Source organism: Bacillus sp. FSL R9-9530 (assembly GCF_038008145.1).
GTDB lineage: Bacteria > Bacillota > Bacilli > Bacillales > Bacillaceae_G > Bacillus_A > Bacillus_A mycoides.
Genome location: NZ_JBBOYO010000001.1, coordinates 1,445,743 through 1,463,524, shown reverse-complemented (window position 1 = coordinate 1,463,524; position 17,782 = coordinate 1,445,743). Strand labels below are relative to the sequence as shown.

20 protein-coding genes and 2 pseudogenes are annotated in these 17,782 nt (G+C 32.9%); 15 read left to right on the top strand and 7 right to left on the bottom strand.

The genetic code is table 11. The features are described 5' to 3' along the window. Positions 1 to 3 precede the first annotated feature (3 nt). Genes MKX66_RS07285 through MKX66_RS07275 form a run of 3 tightly spaced genes read left to right on the top strand, consistent with a single transcriptional unit; the run spans position 4 to position 4,326 of the window. The gene (locus MKX66_RS07285; protein ID WP_002017012.1) at positions 4 to 792 is read left to right on the top strand and encodes an enoyl-CoA hydratase; all 789 of its coding nucleotides are present in this window, start codon (positions 4 to 6) and stop codon (positions 790 to 792) included. 2 nt (positions 793 to 794) lie between these two features. Further along, the gene (locus tag MKX66_RS07280) at positions 795 to 2,336 is read left to right on the top strand and encodes an acyl-CoA carboxylase subunit beta (protein ID WP_002017014.1); all 1,542 of its coding nucleotides are present in this window, start codon (positions 795 to 797) and stop codon (positions 2,334 to 2,336) included. A 49-nt stretch (positions 2,337 to 2,385) separates the two neighbouring features. After that, positions 2,386 to 4,326: an AMP-binding protein gene (locus MKX66_RS07275; RefSeq protein ID WP_002189670.1), complete on the top strand. Its 1,941-nt coding sequence runs from the start codon at positions 2,386 to 2,388 to the stop codon at positions 4,324 to 4,326. 443 nt (positions 4,327 to 4,769) lie between these two features. Here MKX66_RS07275 and MKX66_RS07270 read toward each other — a convergent pair whose 3' ends face one another. From MKX66_RS07270 to MKX66_RS07260, 3 genes are all read right to left on the bottom strand, one after another. Continuing rightward, a complete protein-coding gene (locus tag MKX66_RS07270; RefSeq protein WP_002189672.1) occupies positions 4,770 to 4,967 on the bottom strand; it encodes a hypothetical protein in 198 nt (65 codons plus the stop codon). 301 nt (positions 4,968 to 5,268) lie between these two features. Beyond that, entirely contained in the window at positions 5,269 to 5,742 is a 474-nt protein-coding gene (locus MKX66_RS07265) for an exosporium leader peptide-containing protein (protein WP_341085851.1), read from the bottom strand. 197 nt (positions 5,743 to 5,939) lie between these two features. Continuing rightward, positions 5,940 to 6,308 carry an FtsB family cell division protein gene (locus MKX66_RS07260; protein ID WP_002141846.1) on the bottom strand — a complete coding sequence of 123 codons (369 nt, stop codon included), beginning with the start codon at positions 6,306 to 6,308 and terminating at the stop codon, positions 5,940 to 5,942. A gap of 329 nt (positions 6,309 to 6,637) precedes the next feature. Here MKX66_RS07260 and MKX66_RS07255 point away from each other — a divergent pair, with 329 nt between their 5' ends. Together MKX66_RS07255 and MKX66_RS07250 are read left to right on the top strand one after the other, a co-directional pair. After that, positions 6,638 to 6,808, top strand: a complete 171-nt coding sequence (locus MKX66_RS07255; RefSeq protein ID WP_002189675.1) for a hypothetical protein — start codon at positions 6,638 to 6,640, stop codon at positions 6,806 to 6,808. 166 nt (positions 6,809 to 6,974) lie between these two features. Beyond that, positions 6,975 to 7,355, top strand: coding sequence for a hypothetical protein (locus MKX66_RS07250; RefSeq protein WP_002127497.1), 381 nt, complete (start codon positions 6,975 to 6,977; stop codon positions 7,353 to 7,355). Positions 7,356 to 7,462: 107 nt separating this feature from the next. Here the strand turns inward: MKX66_RS07250 and MKX66_RS07245 are convergent, their stop codons facing one another. After that, positions 7,463 to 7,804 (bottom strand): hypothetical protein, encoded by a 342-nt coding sequence (locus MKX66_RS07245; RefSeq protein WP_341085849.1) that lies wholly within the window; start codon positions 7,802 to 7,804, stop codon positions 7,463 to 7,465. Between the two features lie 494 nt (positions 7,805 to 8,298). Between MKX66_RS07245 and MKX66_RS07240 the strand changes: the two genes are divergently transcribed. The 5 genes and pseudogenes from MKX66_RS07240 (at position 8,299) to MKX66_RS07220 (ending at position 11,096) form a co-directional block, all read left to right on the top strand. After that, the gene (locus MKX66_RS07240) at positions 8,299 to 8,655 is read left to right on the top strand and encodes a hypothetical protein (protein ID WP_002032241.1); all 357 of its coding nucleotides are present in this window, start codon (positions 8,299 to 8,301) and stop codon (positions 8,653 to 8,655) included. A gap of 124 nt (positions 8,656 to 8,779) precedes the next feature. Beyond that, positions 8,780 to 9,295, top strand: coding sequence for a GNAT family N-acetyltransferase (locus MKX66_RS07235; protein ID WP_341085848.1), 516 nt, complete (start codon positions 8,780 to 8,782; stop codon positions 9,293 to 9,295). 46 nt (positions 9,296 to 9,341) lie between these two features. After that, the gene (locus MKX66_RS07230) at positions 9,342 to 9,902 is read left to right on the top strand and encodes a hypothetical protein (RefSeq protein ID WP_341087625.1); all 561 of its coding nucleotides are present in this window, start codon (positions 9,342 to 9,344) and stop codon (positions 9,900 to 9,902) included. Beyond that, positions 9,895 to 10,635: pseudogene (locus tag MKX66_RS07225) on the top strand (alpha/beta fold hydrolase). The gene MKX66_RS07230 and the pseudogene MKX66_RS07225 overlap by 8 nt, the downstream one beginning before the upstream one ends. A gap of 2 nt (positions 10,636 to 10,637) precedes the next feature. Further along, complete coding sequence (locus MKX66_RS07220; RefSeq protein ID WP_341085847.1) at positions 10,638 to 11,096, top strand: DinB family protein; 459 nt, start codon at positions 10,638 to 10,640, stop codon at positions 11,094 to 11,096. Positions 11,097 to 11,153: 57 nt separating this feature from the next. Here MKX66_RS07220 and MKX66_RS07215 read toward each other — a convergent pair whose 3' ends face one another. From MKX66_RS07215 to MKX66_RS07205, 3 genes are all read right to left on the bottom strand, one after another. Beyond that, on the bottom strand, positions 11,154 to 12,170 hold the full coding sequence (locus tag MKX66_RS07215) for a D-alanyl-D-alanine carboxypeptidase family protein (protein WP_002141854.1): 1,017 nt from the start codon (positions 12,168 to 12,170) through the stop codon (positions 11,154 to 11,156). A 181-nt stretch (positions 12,171 to 12,351) separates the two neighbouring features. After that, complete coding sequence (locus MKX66_RS07210; protein WP_002085430.1) at positions 12,352 to 13,509, bottom strand: sensor histidine kinase; 1,158 nt, start codon at positions 13,507 to 13,509, stop codon at positions 12,352 to 12,354. Further along, the gene (locus MKX66_RS07205) at positions 13,499 to 14,194 is read right to left on the bottom strand and encodes a response regulator transcription factor (protein WP_002016575.1); all 696 of its coding nucleotides are present in this window, start codon (positions 14,192 to 14,194) and stop codon (positions 13,499 to 13,501) included. Before MKX66_RS07205 ends, MKX66_RS07210 begins: the two co-directional genes overlap by 11 nt. Positions 14,195 to 14,391: 197 nt before the next feature. Between MKX66_RS07205 and MKX66_RS07200 the strand changes: the two are divergent. From MKX66_RS07200 to MKX66_RS07180, 5 genes and pseudogenes are all read left to right on the top strand, one after another. Further along, positions 14,392 to 14,514, top strand: a pseudogene (locus MKX66_RS07200) (HD domain-containing protein); the annotation flags it as partial. Between the two features lie 25 nt (positions 14,515 to 14,539). Beyond that, positions 14,540 to 15,214, top strand: a complete 675-nt coding sequence (locus MKX66_RS07195) for a DUF3885 domain-containing protein (RefSeq protein ID WP_002189679.1) — start codon at positions 14,540 to 14,542, stop codon at positions 15,212 to 15,214. Positions 15,215 to 15,238: 24 nt separating this feature from the next. After that, positions 15,239 to 15,949, top strand: a complete 711-nt coding sequence (mtnN, locus tag MKX66_RS07190) for a 5'-methylthioadenosine/S-adenosylhomocysteine nucleosidase (RefSeq protein WP_002189680.1) — start codon at positions 15,239 to 15,241, stop codon at positions 15,947 to 15,949. Between the two features lie 48 nt (positions 15,950 to 15,997). After that, positions 15,998 to 16,738: a class I SAM-dependent methyltransferase gene (locus MKX66_RS07185; protein WP_002192889.1), complete on the top strand. Its 741-nt coding sequence runs from the start codon at positions 15,998 to 16,000 to the stop codon at positions 16,736 to 16,738. A gap of 27 nt (positions 16,739 to 16,765) precedes the next feature. After that, complete coding sequence (locus tag MKX66_RS07180; protein ID WP_078177076.1) at positions 16,766 to 17,614, top strand: GNAT family N-acetyltransferase; 849 nt, start codon at positions 16,766 to 16,768, stop codon at positions 17,612 to 17,614. The last annotated feature ends 168 nt before the right edge of the window (positions 17,615 to 17,782 follow it).

Below are 17,782 nucleotides of genomic sequence, written 5' to 3'. Positions count from 1 at the left end.
AAGATGCTACAATTACAAAACATTTCAGTTGACTATGTTACACCGCACGTTGTAAAGATTTCGTTAAATCGTGAAAGACAAGCAAACTCATTATCTTTGGCATTATTAGAAGAATTACAAACTATATTAACTCAAATAAACGAAGAATCAAATACGCGCGTTGTTATTTTAACAGGGGATGGCGAAAAAGCATTTTGCGCTGGTGCTGATCTAAAAGAGCGTGCCAACATGAGTGAAGAACAAGTTCGCCATGCTGTGGGTATGATTCGTTCTACTATGGAGATGGTGGAACAATTACCACAACCAGTTATTGCTGCTATTAATGGAATCGCACTTGGTGGAGGTACTGAATTAAGCTTAGCTTGTGATTTTAGAATTGCTTCTGACACTGCGAGTCTAGGTCTTACTGAAACTTCTCTTGCAATTATACCTGGAGCAGGTGGTACGCAGCGTTTACCGAGATTAATTGGAGTCGGTAGAGCAAAAGAATTAATTTATACAGGAAGACGTATTTCGGCGCAAGAAGCGAAAGAATATGGTTTAGTAGAATTCGTAGTACCAGCTGATTTACTAGAAGAGAAAGCAATTGAAATTGCAGATCGAATTGCTAAAAATGGTCCAATTGCTGTTCGATTAGCAAAAGAAGCAATTTCAAATGGTATTCAAGTAGATTTACATACCGGCTTACAAATGGAAAAACAGGCGTATGAGGGCGTAATCCATACGAAAGATAGATTAGAAGGATTACAGGCATTCAAGGAAAAACGCAAACCAATGTATAAGGGGGAGTAAGTATGTTAGATCAAAAACAACAATCTAATTCATTTGAAGAACGAGTTGAAACAATTAAGCAAGGCGGGGCACCGAAATATCATGAACAAAACAAAGCAAAAGGAAAACTTTTTGTTCGAGATCGTTTAGCTCTTTTATTCGATAATGGTGAATATGTGGAAGATGCATTATTTGCAAATTGTGAACAAACCGGGTTACCAGCTGACGGCGTTGTAACTGCAACTGGTAAAATACATGGTCGCACTGCGTGCGTAATGGCAAATGATTCAACTGTTAAGGCTGGATCATGGGGAGCACGTACAGTTGAAAAGATTTTGCGTATTCAAGAAACGGCTGAGAAATTACGTGTACCGTTATTTTATTTAGTTGACTCTGCTGGGGCACGTATTACAGATCAAGTTGAAATGTTCCCTGGACGCCGCGGTGCGGGAAGAATTTTTTATAACCAAGTGAAATTATCTGGAAAAGTGCCACAAATTTGTTTATTATTTGGACCTTCAGCAGCTGGTGGTGCGTATATTCCAGCATTTTGTGACGTTGTTATGATGGTTGAAGGAAATGCTTCTATGTATTTAGGGTCTCCGCGTATGGCTGAAATGGTTATCGGTGAGAAGGTAACTTTAGAAGAAATGGGCGGAGCACGTATGCATTGCTCAGTATCAGGATGCGGAGATGTTTTATGTAAAACAGAAGAAGATGCAATTACGCAAGCAAGACAATATATTTCTTATTTTCCAAGTAACTATTTAGAAAAGACTCCTTTGATTACACCTCAAGAACCGAAACAGTTCGATAAAACGTTAGAAGAAATCATTCCAGAAAATCAAAATGCTCCTTTCAATATGAAAGATCTCATTAACAGAATTATTGATGAAGGTTCTTTCTTTGAAGTGAAAAAATTATTTGCTCAAGAACTAATTACAGGTTTAGCACGCATTGATGGTAAGCCAATTGGCATTATTGCAAATCAGCCGCGTATGAAGGGCGGCGTATTATTCCACGATTCAGCTGATAAAGCAGCGAAGTTTATAAATTTATGCGATGCATACCATATTCCATTATTATTCCTTGCAGATGTACCTGGATTTATGATTGGTACAAAAGTAGAACGTGCCGGAATTATTCGTCACGGTGCAAAAATGATCTCTGCAATGAGTGAAGCAACTGTACCGAAAATTTCTATCGTCGTTCGAAAAGCATATGGAGCTGGCTTATATGCAATGGCAGGTCCAGCGTTTGAACCAGATTGCTGCTTAGCATTACCAACAGCTTCTATTGCAGTAATGGGTCCAGAAGCAGCGGTCAATGCTGTATATGCAAATAAGATAGCAGCTTTACCAGAAGAAGAGCGTGCAAGCTTTATTGCTGAAAAACGAGAAGAGTATAAGAAAGATATTGATATTTACCGTTTAGCATCTGAGATGGTGATTGATGGTATTGTTCATCCAAACAATTTACGTGAAGAGCTAAAAGGACGATTCGAAATGTATATGAGTAAATATCAAGTATTCACGGATCGTAAACATCCTGTATATCCAGTTTAAAAGCCCTATTTAGGGCTTTCTTGCTCAAAAAATCAAGGAGGGGAAAACATTGAAACAAGCAGTTTGGTTTCCAGCAGAAGAATATAAAGAAAAAACGCGTTTATTTGGTTGGATGAAATCATTAGGCTATGAAGATTACGAAGCTTTTTATAATAAGTCAATTGAAGAAACAGCTTGGTTTTGGGGAGAAGCTGAGAGAGCAGTTGGCTATCAGTGGATGAAACCATATACAGAAGTGTTAGATTTAGAAAATGGTACACCGTTTGCACAGTGGTATACTGAGGGAACTTGTAACGTTGTAGAATCTGCTTTATCTCGCTGGCTTGCAGACGATAAAACGAAAACACAAGCAGCGCTTATGTATGAAGGGGAAAACGGAACTTCGAAATCATTTACATATGAAGAGCTTGACAGCTGGGTAAGCCGTGTTGCCAACGGTTTGAAACATGCTGGTATTGAAAAAGGTGATCGTGTAACAATTTACATGCCAATGATTCCTGAAACAGTTGTTGCTATGTTAGCGGTAATGAAAATTGGAGCGATTATTTCACCAATATTCTCAGGTTTTGCTGCTGATGCAGTAATGACACGTGTACAAGCGGCTGGTTCAAAAATGGTTATTACCGCAGATGGCTTTTCACGCCGTGGGAAAATTGTTTCATTAAAAGATGAAGTAGATAAAGCTTGTGAACATTGTCCAACTGTTGAAAAGGTGGTAATTGTTCGTCATGCAGGAAATGATTTTACACCGCATAATTATGATTTTTCATGGAGTACGTTAGAAAAAGAAAAACCATTTATACATGCTGAAGAAATGAACAGTGATGATCCATTAATGCTTATATATACATCTGGAACGACTGGTAAGCCGAAGGGGACAGTACACACACATGCTGGTTTCCCGCTAAAATCTGCATTTGATGCAGGGTTTGGAATGAATATAAAACAAGGCGACCGAGTATTATGGGTAACTGATATGGGCTGGATGATGGGACCATTTTTACTATTCGGCTCTTTAATTAATGGCGCAACAATGGTTATGTATGAAGGTGTCCCAGACTTTCCAGAAGCAGACCGCTTATGGGAGACAGTCGATAAATATGAAATTACTCATCTCGGTATTTCACCAACGTTAATCCGTGCATTAATGGCAAAAGGTGATGAATATGTAAATAAACACTCGTTAAAGAGTTTAGAAGTATTCGCATCAACAGGAGAACCTTGGAATCCAGACCCATGGATGTGGTTATTTAATACAGTTGGTAAAGGTAAAGTACCAATTTGTAACTATTCAGGTGGAACTGAAATTTCAGGTGGGATTTTCGGGAATGTCCTAATTAAGCCGATCGCACCGATTAGTTTTAACGCATCTTTACCAGGAATGGCAGCGGTTGTACTTGATGATCAAGGTAAACCAATTCGAGATGAAGTCGGAGAATTATGTTTAGAAAAACCTTGGGTAGGTATGACGAAAAGTTTCTGGGAAGATGATGAACGTTATGTAAACACATATTGGTCACGCTTTGAAAATAAGTGGGTTCATGGTGACTGGGTCATTTATGACGGTGAGCAATACATCATCACAGGACGTTCAGACGATACGCTAAATATTGCAGGGAAACGTATTGGGCCTGCTGAATATGAATCTATTCTTGTGAAACATAATGATGTAATAGAAGCAGCGGCAGTTGGTGTACCGGATGATGTAAAAGGAGAAGTTTGTCATTGTTTTGTTGTATTACGAGATGGTGTAACATTCTCAAGAGAATTAAAGAAAGAATTAATGAGTTTAGTAAACTCTCATATTGGTAAAGCTTTATGTCCAAAAGACATCCACGTTGTAGAAGATTTACCAAAAACACGAAATTCTAAAGTAATGCGACGTGTTATTAAAGCAGCTTACTTAGGAAAAGAGTTAGGAGATTTATCGTCACTTGTAAATCCTGAAGTAGTTCCGTTTATTCAGGGGTTACAGTCTAGCAAACTATAAAATTACGAATGAGCTCTATGTAAATAGAGCTCATTTTTAATGTTTACAAAAAGATAAGAGAGAAAAAGTAAATTTGAAGTTAAAAAATCTACTATTAGTGTTAAGTATATCTGTTTGTTTTTAGTTTTTATCAAAATAGGATACTATAGCTGTCTATTCAATGGAGTGATTGAATTTTGTTAAGAATGAAAATTTAGTGAAGAAAAAAGTAATGAATAAAAGGAGAAATCCCTGGGGGACAGGGATTCAATAAGGGAGATATTATTGTCGTTCAGTGTCGAAATTTGGCGTATCCGACAAATTAATATTATCACGAATTTTCAGGAGATTGTGATAGTGGATGTGTCAAAAATGTGTACGGGTTTCATATAAAAGTGTTATTTAAATAGGAAAAGGGAAAAGAATTAAGTTCACTCGTTCTTAAGATTTTTTCCCTTTTAAATTTACTGTTTGTTCGTTGTTCTATATACATCTGAAATTGGTAAATCTTCGCCATGTAAAGCTTGAGTACTGTCCTTTTTGTTTGAATTATGTGCCTCCTGAGAGGTTTCTTGCAGTTGTTCTTGGGCCTTACTAGGGGTATTCAGCGCATCTAATGACACAGAATCAAGTTGTTGACTTAATAAATCTTTTTTATCCATGTTATGTTGCTCCTTTTTGAACTTAGATATAAAAACAAAGTATTTTTAAATAGTTACGTGGGTATTATGTATCTTTGAATGGAATTATATACACAAACTATATTGAGAATTTAACTAATTATAAAAATTACTTGTGCTGACAAGCTTAAGAAATATAAAGATCATTAGTTCTTAATAAAAGCGTTATTTTAGTAGGGTGTTACGAAATTTCATTTGAAAGGAACATCCCAATGATAAAAAAGAGCACTGTAAATCAGTGCTCATCTTATTAGATATTGCTTAGTCCTTAAAAATAAAACCGTTACGGACAATTCACAATGGTAATAGTGACGCTAGCCATTGTTCCAGGAGAATCAAGAAGTGAAGCAGTAACGGTTACTGTTCCAGGACCATTAGCGGCTAGAAATACAGCGGTAAAGTTACCTGAAGCATTGGTAATGACCGCAAGAGGAACCATGAAAGCAAGAGAAGGGTTACTAAATGAAAAACTGACCACTACTCCTGGAGTAGGACTACCGTTTACTAATACTTGACCCGAAAAAAATAAAGTATTATTTCCTTGAGTGGATACACATGCTGTGGTTTCGTTAGAAGTCAAGGTAATAGATGCAGGCCCAGCAGGAAGATTAAATCCGGTTGATCCGGTAGAACCAGTTGGTCCGGTTGATCCAGTAGAACCAGTAGGACCGGTAGGGAATTGAAAGGGTGGAACAGGTGGAAGTGTAGGTCCAATAGAACCCGGATTAAGTGCAGCAAAAGATAAAAACTCGTCCATTATATATCACCTCTAAAAATCGTATTACTAATAGTAAATGTAATGATAGAGCAATGTGAAATGGACAAGCGGTTGTATTTTAATAAATTAAACAAAATAGTTATTTGATAGAAAAAGAAATTAGTATGTTTATTTTAGAAATTAAATATAAAAAGGCGATTATCGTCAAATCGCCTTTTGGGTAATGCAGTGTAATTTTATTCAGTTATTTGAAATATAGTTTCATTCGGTTTAGAAAATCCATACAGTTTCCTTGCGAATTTTAAAATTTCTTCTTCACTACCTGTTAAAGCCTTAACATCATTTTTAAGGGTATGACCATCCTTCTTTAAAGAAGATAATTTTTGTTGCTCCGTATTAACCGTGATTTGTTTCTCTTTAATCATTTCTTGCTGGTTATTAAGAGAATATTGAAGGACAAAAATTATAGGTAATATAAAAGCTAAAGTAGTTATAATACGGCGTCTTGTTTTTTTATTATTACCTTGTTTGGTGTTAGCGTTCACTTGCTGTGAGGGTATCTTAGGATTTGATTGTTGTGATGATATTTTTGGGATGTTTCCCATTAAAATGCCTCCATTACTGATTGTAGAATTTAAACCGTTTAAAAGTATTATAAATGTTCAATGGGAATTTTAGAAGATAGTTTAATATAGGTGAGTTTTGTAAAGTTTAAACAAAATCCTTATTTAAATAAAAGGAACCCCGATTGTCTGCGGGGGCTCCTAAGGGTAATCGTCAAGTAATGACGTACTCGACTAGTTAACGATATCATGAATTTTTTGGTAAATATACTGGTAAATGCGTCCAAATTAATGAGAGCATTATTTGAAACAAAACGCTATTTTAATAGGGAGGGGAATAATGATGATTCCATGGGACAAGCGAGTATACATTGTATCAAGGTGATCATTTTATTACAGAGGGGACAATTTTAGAGGTTAGTGAAAAGGCGAATCAATCATTATATTGGCTTTGGTGCATGTTAGCTCCAAGCTATGAAAAAGTGTACGGTAATAGTACAAAGCGACTTCGGTTGATTCGGATAGATGATGATGAAGAATGATATAAAAATTTCATTTTGTAGAGAAATGAGGTGATTAAGGATGGGCATAGAATATGCCATGATTGTATTAAAAAAGAGCAGAATTTAGCCTATATATAAAGATGTTGGAATTGTTCTAAAGGGGGGAATATCTGAAATATAAATAATTGAGGGGAGTGAACTAATAATGGAAACTAGTACTTTTTTAGGATTGTTTTGGGGATGGATAACGGTTATCGTATCGGGAATACTTTTCGTACGTCCATCGGTACTACGTGAATTGAAAAAATTAGTGGTTGAAGACAGAGGATTTGGTATTATGTATGGTTTTCTATCGATTTTCCTAGGGTTAGGTAGTGTAATCCTACATAATGTATGGGTATTCAACTGGCAGGGGTTCCTAACGGTTATTGCATGGCTTGCATTATTAAAGGGAATCTACATAATTGCATATCCTGAACCCTCCAAGAAAACAGACTTTGAATTAAGGGTACTATCTACACGTATAGCGCTTGCTATCATTGGCGCCTTGGCTTTATGGATGCTTATAGTAATCTATATAAAATAATCCTTTTCTAATAAGAACTATATTAAAGTAAATCTATACGTGTTAATATACAAAAAGCTGACTATACTTAGTCAGCTTTTTGTATATTACATTCTAGTGTTTATCGGTCACAAAAGACATGTTCTCTCTTTTAAGTCGATATCGAAAATATTACCAATTTTTTCTTTTACAATGACAACAAATAAAGAAACATTTACAACGACACTTATTTCGTTTAGAACTCCAATCATCATCACAATGATTCTTTTCTTTAGATTTCCACCAATCATCATCACAATGCTTTTCCTTAGAACTCCAATCATCATCACAATGATTCTTTTCTTTAGATTTCCACCAATCATCATCACAATGCTTTTCCTTAGAACTCCAATCATCATCACAATGATTCTTTTCTTTAGATTTCCACCAGTCATCACAACAATGCTTTTTCTTAGAACTCCAGCAATCATTTTTCCAGGACATTCTTTTATACCTCCCTTCAATAGGATTCATACTATTCTATGTTTTAGTAAAAGAATGGCTTGTTTATTAACCTATTATTTTACCTTTATATGATAGAGTGCTTTCTACTAGATATAGAATTCATACAAACTATGCTGATTTTCAAGAGATAGTTGAGAGAACTACTGGTTATGATATTAATCAACAAACACCTGTTGAAGGAAACGTTAAGATTTTAAATAATATCTTATTTTGGAGTACGCTTTTCTGAATGTATATTTCACAATGGTAAAAGAAAAATACACCATATCACTGCGAACAAAGCCTATGTATATGTGAAGTAATAGGAAAAGGTGGTCCCTATTCAAGGAGCCGGCTTATTAAAAGTATAAATAAGAAGGTTTAGTACAAGTGTTTGTTTTTTTGTTTCTATGCTTTTGTCTCGTACACTTTTAAGCTATTGGACATACTTTACTAGTAGAAAGGATTAGGGGGTGAGGTTTTGGGTTCTCGATTTAATAATTGTAGAAAGAAATGTACGTGTAAGCATGATGATTGTTGGGACATTTTTGAAGAGTGTAAAAAGGAAAAGAATGAGAAATGTGACAGCTCTTGTGTACAAGGAATTAGAGATGAGCTTAAAAAATTAATTAATAAAACAGTGCGAATTAACACTGAAGGACGTACTTATATAGGTACTGTTTCTTCGGTAACTTGCGATGTTGTTAAGCTAGCTGCTATTCCTGGTTCAGTTGCAGCAATTATATCTCTTTGTAAAATTGAAGCAATTTTACCACCTGCTACAACTGTTACTGATGAGTTTGATTTTAACGGTGTTGACGTAGCAAATAAAGATTAATTATGCTTTATTGATGCTAAGCCATTCTTATGAATGGCTTTTTATTTTGTTTAAAAGGGAATATATTTTTCATATAGAAATAAATTTGAAGGTGTATAAAAGGTTGTGTGAAAGGAGAATGAGAGTGATCAAGCTGAAACAATTTACAAGAACTGATTTCAAACAATTAATAAATTGGATTAATTCCGAAGAATTTTTAATACAATGGTCGGGAAATGCATTCACATATCCTTTAAATGAACAGCAATTAGAGAAATATACAGAAAGTGCAAACACACTGGCATTCAAAATAATAGATGAAGAGACTAAAGTAGTTATTGGTCATATTTCTCTTGGACAAATAGATAATATAAATAAGTCTGCTAGAATTGGAAAAGTGCTAGTTGGTAATACGAAAATGAGAGGGCGTTCTATAGGGAAACATATGATGAAAGCCGTACTTCATATTGCTTTTGAAGAATTAAAACTACATAGAGTAACTCTTGGTGTTTATGACTTTAATAAGTCAGCTATTTCTTGTTACGAAAAAATAGGTTTTGTAAAAGAAGGTTTATTAAGAGAGTCAAAAAAAGTAGGAGAAACGTATTGGAATTTATGGGAAATGAGTATGTTAGAATATGAATGGAACAATAAAAAATAGTGTTTTATAATTATATTATGTTAATAAAAGGGGTTTGGTGGGAATCGTGAATAAAAAAACAAAAATAATTTCAATTGCAGCTGTTTCAGGGGGCGGTAAAACTACCATTACAGAAAGTTTAGCTCATGAGTTGAAAAACTCAAAGGCTCTATATTTTGATAGATATAAATTTGATAACTGTCCCGCAGATATTTGTAAATGGATTGATGATGGAGCTAATTACGATGAATGGGTACTTACACCGCTAATGAATGATATTCAGCGTTCTATACAAGATAGTAGTTTAGATTATATTATTGTAGATTATCCTTTTGCATACTTAAATAGAGAAGTGGGACAATTCATTGATGTAACTATATTTATCGATACACCTTTAGATATTGCGATGGCTAGAAGAATTTTGAGAGATTTTAAAGAAGATACAATGAGTGAAATACATAATAATTTGAAACATTACATGACACATGCGAGAAAAGCTTATTTAGAGGCAATTCATACTGTTAAGCCGAATTCGGATATTGTATTGGATGGATCTTTATCTGTAAGTGAAATAATTAATCATGTTGTAGAGGAACTTAGTCGAAGAGAAGTGATTGTCAATGGTTAAATGTATTGAGGAATATGTACCAGTTGATAACTTTAAAATATATACGAAAATATTCCAAGGAAAGAAGAAGCGACCAGTTATAATATTGGAAGCAGGTTATGGTGATTATTCAAAGGCATGGGATCGTATTGCGGAAGGGCTGACAGAATATGGGACGGTACTCACATATGATCGAGCTGGATTAGGAAAAAGTGAGAATAGCTCTAAGCTACGCATTAGTTCTGAAATGGTAAAAGATTTAAGAGATTGTTTAAAGCAACTTCATTTAAGCCCACCATATATATTTGTAGGTCATTCATTTGGTGGTATTAATGCACGTTTATTTACGACTTTTTATCCTGATGGTATGTTGGGAATCGTTTTGGTTGATTCAACACCAGAAAATTATAAAGAAGATTTTTTACCAATAATGCCTCCAGAATTTCAAGAAGCTTACTATAAGCAATTTGTATATGAAAGTTCATATGAATAATTTATGTTTAGTCTAGGTGAAGCAGATCGACATTGTAAATCAATGAGTGATATTCCACTTGTCGTGTTAGCTGCTGGAAAAAAAGCCTTTTATTCAGCAGATGCACAACTGAAATGGTTACAATTGCAAGAAGAATTATTACAATTATCAGCCAATAATAAATTTATAATTGCAGAAAATAGTGGTCACTATATTCAAAAAGATGAACCACATTATGTAATAGATGCTGTTAAGTGGATCCTTGGGGTAGGGGAGAGATAAATATGTACACTTTATTTCAACACAATTGGCAAGTAAGAGATGATTGGTTTAAATGGTGTGAACAACTTACAGAGGAAGAATTACTTCGCAAACGTGTTGGAGGTGTTGGGAGTATTTTAGAAACACTTTTCCATATTGTAGATGTTGAGTATAGCTGGATTAGTGCACTTCAAGAAAAAGAGGATAACGAACCACAGTTTAAAGATTATCAATCAATCAAAAAAGCGAAAGCGCTATCTGATTCATATCGACGAGAATTAGAAGAGTTTTTGCAAATATGGTCTGGTGACCTAGAATATAAGATAGTAAAAGCTTCGTGGACAGATAAAACATATAAATACGGTGAAGTTTTAAGGCATGTAATTGTACATGAAATTCATCATATTGGTCAGATATCTATATGGGCAAGAGAATTAAATCTTCAGCCCGTTTCAGCGAATTTAATTGGAAGAGGATTATAAATTTAGAGGCCGACTTGCATTTGTATTGCAAGTCGGTTTTTATATTAAAGAGAATTTTTAGTTAAAATCCTCGGCTTTTTTTTGACGTATATATAAAAACATTAAGATTGTAATGATGAAAAAGATCATAATCGTTTGTATGATTAAATTTTTAAACTGAAACAATATTGTCCAAGATGTAACAGCATCTTTAAAAGCTTGGAGTGCAGAGTACGAGGAAGGATCAAAACCGTACTGAAGTAACTTTTTTGTTTCAATAAAAGTACTGTTTTCATCACCGGCGTCTAATATTACTGAAATAAGTCTAGTATCTCCTCGTGTGGCTGTACTGACAAAACTATAATTACCATTAGTTGAAAAACTAGTTTGTAAGCCGTCAACACCTTGGAGTTTAATGTTTTTATTAAGGGAATATATCATTTTATTTGTATTGAAAACTTTTGAATCTTTGAAGGTAAATTGGTAAGAGGTTAGTTTCGTAACATTCAATACATCTGGAAAGTCTTTTACTAATTGTGTTGCTAGTTTAGCGACGTCTATCGATGTTGTAGTTGATTGTTTATTCGTATCGTTATTAATTCCAGTAGCATTTAGAAACGGGGATGGTTGTGATAACTTTAGTTGTTTTGCTTTGTCATTCATTAAAAGTGTAAAGTTATCTTCGTTTCCAGCAATGTGTTCTGCAAGGGCAAGTGCGGAACGATTATTCCCTGTCAAAAACAATGCATGAAGTAAATCACGAACCGTCGTTTTATCTTTCGAAGTTACTTGTATAGGACTCGTTTCTGCTCGGAAAACTTCGTTACTTATTTTTACTAATTCATCTAACTGTATTTTCCCTTCATTCAGTTGTTCCAGTGCGATATACTCTGTCATTAATTTAGATAAAGTAGCTGATTGTATAGGAGTTTCTTCATTTTTTTTATAAACAATCTCACCAGAATTAGTATCTATTAAAATAGCTGATTTAGCTTGAATAATTGGACCATTTACATAAAGATAAAAATATAAAACGATAAGTGCAGTAATAAGAAAAGATAATAATAAAACTGTTATTTTTTTCAAGAATTGCATTAGCGATCCTCCTAATATTACATCAATAATATTATTGTAAAAAGGAATGCTTAATTAGGAAGAAAGAAAAGGTAAAGAATTTCTAAAGAATTATAAAGGATTATTAAATTTTGGATATTAATGGAATATAAAAGGTTCAATTTCTTATATGATAAAAAATTGAACCTATAAATATGTGGTATTAAGCTTTATAAGGGAGTAATTTTACAGTGAAAGTTGTTTTTTTATCATCGCTATATACTTCAATTGTTCCTTTATGCAATTCAACAATACTTTTTGCAATTGCTAATCCGAGCCCAGATCCACCAGTGTTTGTTGAACGTGATTTTTCAACACGATAAAAACGTTCAAAAATATGAGGTAAATCAGTACTAGGGATAGGTTGTCCGTAATTTGTTATATCAATTGTAATCATGTTATTGCTTTCGTAAGCGGTAATATCAATATGATCTCCATCATTTCCATAAGTAATAGCGTTTATGATTAGATTTTCAAACACACGTACTAATTTATCCCCATCAGCTAGTACCATTAGCTTTTGAGATGGGAAAGAAGGGCGACATTCAATATTAGCTTCTTGAAGCTGTATCCGAAATTGGACAGTTAATTGTCCAAGCAATTCTACAATATCAATGGGAGCAGAATATAAACTTAACTCTTTATTTTGAACACGTGTATATTCAAACAAGTCATTCATTAATGCATTAAGACGGGTTACTTTATCGTAAATGACTTGAATATAGTATCGTAATTCTACTTCATCTCTATAATTATCATGATGGATTAAATTTACGTATCCAACTATAGATGTAAGAGGGGTTCGTAAATCATGTGATACATTTGTAATAAGTTCGCTTTTTGCTTGTTCTGCCTGTCTTTCTTCATCAATTGATACTTTTAATTGCTCAATAATTTGATTGACCCCAGTTGCCAGTTCTTCTAAATAATTATGGTGTACGATGGAAACTTTATGATTAAAGTTTCCACTTGCAATATACCGAATCTCTTCAATCATTTTTTTTATACAAGTTTCATAGTAAACCTTTCTTTCATGACGATAAAAAATGTATAAATAGGATGAGAAAATAGAAAATAAAAACAAATAAGATACAATCATCATCCATAAAGACTCTTTTAATCCAATATATTTTTCATGGCCAAAAATTCTAATGAATTCTTTTCCTAGTTCGCTTAGAGTAAGTGAACTCTCAATTACACTCGTTACGAGGCGAAATATAATTAATTCGGTAATTGGTGTAAGAGTGATAGCTAATAAAAGCCAAAAAATAAGCTTCCACTTTGGTATATCTTTTAATATATCAAATGCTTCATTTCTCAATTTTATATCCTACTCCCCAAACCGTATGAATTAGTTTTTCACCATTCATTACGGTTTCAAGTTTATCGCGTAAATTACTAATATGGACCATTACCGTTTTATTAGAACCATAACCGTCTTCATTCCAAACTCGTTCGAATATCTCTTCAGAGCTAAATACTCTTCCAGTATTACTCGCTAGTAAATATAAAATATCAAATTCGATAGAGGTGAGTTTAATATATTCTCCATTTACTTTAACAGTATGATTATGTTTATGTATTTCAACAGAACGAATACGAATAATACCATCTTCATTCTTTTGGGAAGTAGCATTTTGGAAAGAGGATCTTCGTAATAAAGCTTTCACTCTAGCCACTAATTCTAGTGGATTAAACGGTTTAATCATATAATCATCTGCGCCGGTCATAAGTCCTAAAATTTTATCCATATCTTCAGCCTTTGCACTAAGCATAAGGATAGGTACAGTATTATTTTCACGCACTTCTTGACAAACTTCCAATCCGTTTCGTTTTGGCATCATAATATCTAAAAGCATAAGGTCAACTTCATATGTACATATCATTTGTAATGCTTCATCACCATCATAAGCTTTATAAATGTTATAGCCTTCATTTCGTAAATAAACAGCCAATAATTCTACAATATCTTTATCATCATCAATAATTAATATGTTTTTATTCATTTTATAGTTAGTTCCTTTCCTTACAATTAATCAACATTACTATAATATCAAACATTTATGTATTTTGTAGTAATGTTTCTACATAAAATTTCATGTATCGTATTAAAAAGGAATTAAAACATTCATAACGAATATAAAATAAGAAGGATATTTAAACTCCACATTATACTGAAAGATAGTTATAAGGGGGACTTGCTATGTTATATAATGATATATATTCATTTACTCCAACTGGAAAAATAGAAAATGATATTAAAGCTTTTCTATTAAAATACAATAAAGAATTTACATATAAACATTCAATTCGGAATTTAAAAGAAATTGTAGAGTAGAAAGGGTATGAAAATGCAATTTAAAGAATATATGAATCAAATATTTCCAGGAGTTACTTTAGTACCGTACATATACTCTCAGTGGGAAAATCATCTTCATTTTGATTTTGGGAAAGATAAATATCAATTCAAAGAAGATGGTAACACGTATAATATGGAATATTTCACACAACTATATAGGTATAATAAAAATCTATTTAAAGATATATTTTCAAAAGAAGATACCGTCTTTTTAATCACAAATGTTTATCGATTTAAACAGGAAAATATAAAAAATCTGCAGAAAATAAATGTATACAATAGATTTATTAAAAAGAGCGGTTTAAAGTTTCATATTAGACAAGAAACATTACCTTTTCTATTTGAAGATGAAGAAGCTGACTTATATTGTACATATCAATTTTCTTTACAATGTTTTGCAGAAGATATTAAATATGAACCGCTTATTCAAGCAGCTAATCATGAAGATTTCCCTGACCTACGTCCACGTCTAGGGCGAAAAAAAGAAATTTCATATCCAGATGTATTTTTTATAAATGTAACAAAGGATATTATCATGTTTATTTATGATGATAGAGGATGTGAAGTAATTGCGAAGAATAAAGAAAAGATACGGGATTTATATGTGAAGTATAAAGAGTGGATACCAGAATATGAACGAGAGAGTATAGATGACTTATTTACATGAAAATAGGAGGAAGTGAAGTGTGTAATGAAAAGGATCGCAATTGTATCTGCATGGGAACCAGAGCTTACGTATTTGCATCAACATTATCCAAGTGAGCGTGTAGAAAAAATAGCAGCTTGGGAATTTCATTTTCATTCTATTAATGAATTAGAAGTTATTTCAGTTGTAACTGGTGTCGGTAAAGTAAGTTGTGCTAGTTGTGTACAACTATTAATAAGTGAATTCCAGCCAGACCAGTTATTTATGACAGGGATTTGCGGGAGTTTATCAGATAAGGTGAAAAATGGACACATCGTTGTAGCTCTTAATACTTTGCAGCATGATGTTACAGCGGCTGGTTCAGGAGAAGATAGTTTTAATCTATATGATGGTAGAACAGCACCTATTGAAACAACTAAATCACTCGTAAAACGAATGAAGAAATTGCGTTCGTATGACCCGGTCCATTTTGGTACATTTCTATCTGGAGATCAACGTATTCGAAGTTCAGAAATGAGGTATTTACTTCATACTGTATACGGTGCTTTAGCCGTTGATCAAGAAGTGGCAGCATTTGCTTATGTATGTCGTGTAAATAACAAACCATTTCTATGTTTAAAAGCTGCCTCAGATCAAGCGAATGACAAAACGAAAGAAGAACAAAAGGTTTTTAAAATGTTAGCATGTGAACGAGCGTGTGAGCATTTAATTACTTTTGTACGTGTTTATGAGATTACTGTAGTTAACAATAGATAACAAGAGGGGGAATATCCCGCTCATTTCAAATTAAGAGGTGAATTATAATTGCATACGTATTATGGAGAACTTTGTACAAAGATATATGAAAGTGATAAATCAATTGCAGCCGGAAAAGAATTGGATTTTTATCTTTCTTTTGCAAAAGATAAAAATATACATGTGTTAGAACCAATGTGCGGAAATGGTAGAATGTTAATTCCCTTTATGCAAAATGGTGTGAATATAGAAGGGTTCGATATTTCGAAAGATATGCTTAAAGTTTGTAAAGATAAAGCAGAAAAATTAAACTTAAAACCGGTTGTGTCACAAGGAAGAATAGAAGAATATCATAGTGATAAAAAATACGATCTTATTATGATTCCTATCGGTTCATTTTCACTTTTACCAAATAATTTAGTAGACAATAGTCTTCAAAATATGAAAAACAACTTAAAGGAAAATGGAAAATTACTTCTGACAATTGTACAAGGTGGAAGTGAGACAGAACAAATTTTAGATTGGATAGAGACAAATAGAAAAGAAATTAACAATGAATTAATTGTTGAGTATAGAAAAGTTTCATATGATAAGGCGCAAAAACTTCTAAATATTATACTGAAATATGAAATCATTCATGATGAGAAAATAAAAGAAACTGAGATTATGGATTTTCCTATAAGACTATATAATTTAAAAGAATTTGAAAATATACTTATTACTAATGGGTTTAGTCAAATTGTTGTTCATGAAATAAAAGATGGATATGGTGAAGGTAATTCATTTCATGTATTTGAATGCAGTTTATAACAAGTCAAAGTGGGGGATTATACTTATATGATTCAATACAAAAGATGTAGTGAAGTAAGTATAGATTTAGTGTATAAAGCTTTTAAGGATGGATTTTCAGATTACATCATTAAACTTGAAGTTTCAAAAGAAGATTTTATAAAAAGATTTTTTGGGCCAGAAGGGAATTCGCTAGAACACTCCTTTCTTGCTTTAGACGGTGACAAATCTGTTGGTGTAATACTTGGTGGTATTAAGGTATATGAAAGTATAAAAACAATGCGCTGCGGAACATTAGCTGTTCATCCAGAATTTCGAGGCATTGGTGTAAGTCAAAAGTTATTTGAGTTACATAAAGAAGAAGCGACACAAAATAAATGTAAGCAGCTTTTTCTTGAAGTTATTGTAGGAAACGATCGGGCGATTCATTTTTATAACAAATTAGGTTATGAAAAAGTATATGATCTTTCTTATTATAATTTAAATGATTTAACTAAAATAATGAATAAAGGTAATAAAAATATTGAAGTAAAACAATTAGAATTTCCAACATTTAAAGTTGAAATTCAGAAATGGCTAAGCTTCCATATAAATTGGCAAAATGATATTGATTATATCGAAAAAACAAATCATACATTTTACGGTGCATATGTTGATAGTGATATAAAAGGTTCTGTATGTGTAAATGAACAAGGAAAAATTAGTTTTATTTTCATAGACAAAGATTATAGAAATATTGGTGTTGGGACGAAATTATTACAGGTAGCAAGTGAAGAATTAAAGTTATCAAGTTTATCAATTGGGTTCCCAAACAACAATTTACTGGAAGGGTTTTTAAAGAAATCTGGATTTGAAAAGAATTCTTTAGCACAATATGAAATGTATTTATTGCTATAAAAAGCGGAGGGAATTATTCTTTTCGCTCTTTATTTTGCACTATAAACGTTTTTGCTGTATGTGGGAGGATAAGTAAAAACAACAGAAGTTTTGTTACCTATCTTATTGAGCTAACTGGCACTTTAGTTGAAAAAGGAAAATGTATAGTAAACATAGAATATATTAATA

Coding starts and splice junctions, on each gene's coding strand:
- MKX66_RS07285 (WP_002017012.1), top strand. CDS start 4: ATGCTACAATTACAAAACATTTCAGTTGACTATGTTACACCGCACGTT.
- MKX66_RS07280 (WP_002017014.1), top strand. CDS start 795: ATGTTAGATCAAAAACAACAATCTAATTCATTTGAAGAACGAGTTGAA.
- MKX66_RS07270 (WP_002189672.1), bottom strand. CDS start 4,967: ATGGATAAAAAAGATTTATTAAGTCAACAACTTGATTCTGTGTCATTA.
- MKX66_RS07265 (WP_341085851.1), bottom strand. CDS start 5,742: ATGGACGAGTTTTTATCTTTTGCTGCACTTAATCCGGGTTCTATTGGA.
- MKX66_RS07260 (WP_002141846.1), bottom strand. CDS start 6,308: ATGGGAAACATCCCAAAAATATCATCACAACAATCAAATCCTAAGATA.
- MKX66_RS07250 (WP_002127497.1), top strand. CDS start 6,975: ATGGAAACTAGTACTTTTTTAGGATTGTTTTGGGGATGGATAACGGTT.
- MKX66_RS07245 (WP_341085849.1), bottom strand. CDS start 7,804: ATGATTGCTGGAGTTCTAAGAAAAAGCATTGTTGTGATGACTGGTGGA.
- MKX66_RS07220 (WP_341085847.1), top strand. CDS start 10,638: ATGTACACTTTATTTCAACACAATTGGCAAGTAAGAGATGATTGGTTT.
- MKX66_RS07215 (WP_002141854.1), bottom strand. CDS start 12,170: ATGCAATTCTTGAAAAAAATAACAGTTTTATTATTATCTTTTCTTATT.
- MKX66_RS07205 (WP_002016575.1), bottom strand. CDS start 14,194: ATGAATAAAAACATATTAATTATTGATGATGATAAAGATATTGTAGAA.
- MKX66_RS07195 (WP_002189679.1), top strand. CDS start 14,540: ATGCAATTTAAAGAATATATGAATCAAATATTTCCAGGAGTTACTTTA.
- mtnN (WP_002189680.1), top strand. CDS start 15,239: ATGAAAAGGATCGCAATTGTATCTGCATGGGAACCAGAGCTTACGTAT.
- MKX66_RS07180 (WP_078177076.1), top strand. CDS start 16,766: ATGATTCAATACAAAAGATGTAGTGAAGTAAGTATAGATTTAGTGTAT.